This is a genomic window from Aurantimonas marina (assembly GCF_017183135.1).
GTDB lineage: Bacteria > Pseudomonadota > Alphaproteobacteria > Rhizobiales > Rhizobiaceae > Aurantimonas > Aurantimonas marina.
Window position 1 is genome coordinate 1 of the sequence record NZ_JADDXW010000061.1, and the last position, 664, is coordinate 664.

1 protein-coding gene is annotated in these 664 nt (G+C 60.7%); it reads right to left on the bottom strand.

Annotation, left to right across the window (positions count from 1 at the left end):
- Positions 1-42: 42 nt before the first annotated feature.
- Positions 43-664 (bottom strand): methyltransferase family protein (locus ING15_RS19305; RefSeq protein ID WP_206456467.1); only part of this gene is annotated, 622 nt, incomplete at its 5' end.

Sequence of the window (664 nt, forward strand, 5' to 3'; positions counted from 1 at the left end):
GATCGGACTTGGCCGGACGGAATTGGAGCGTTTGCCAATGGCTCATCGCGCGACCTCTCGCGCCCGGCGGCCCAGCAGGCGCGGCACGTATCCGGGCACGCGCCGTGCGTAGTCCGCGTAAACCGGCCCAAACTGAGCCAACGTTTCCCGCTCCTCCTGCCGGGCCAGATGAACATACATCCAGACGAGAACGGGAAACATCGCGAGCGTCAGCAAGGTCGGCCACTGGAAGAGGAAGCCGAGCATGATCAGGATGAAGCCGACATATTGCGGATGACGGACATGGGCGTACGGACCGGTGGTCGCGAGACCTTGTTGCTGCTGCGCCCTGTAAAGGACGCGCCATGCCGCGGAGATCAGGATGAAGCCGCCGCCGATCAGGACGAAGCTCAGAAGGTGAAAGGGCCCGAAATGTGGGTTCGCCTGCCAGCCGAACAGCATTTCAGGAAGATGGCCGGCATCATGGGTAAGCCAGTCGATGCCGGGGTAATTGGTCTGCAGCCAGCCGGAAAGGAAATAGATCGTCAGTGGAAAGCCGTACATCTCGGTGAAGAGTGCGACCAGGAACGCGCTGAAAGCGCCGAATGATCGCCAGTCCCGTCTGGTTTTCGGCTTGAAGAAGCTGAAGGCGAACAGGATGAAGATCGCCGAGTTGACGACGACC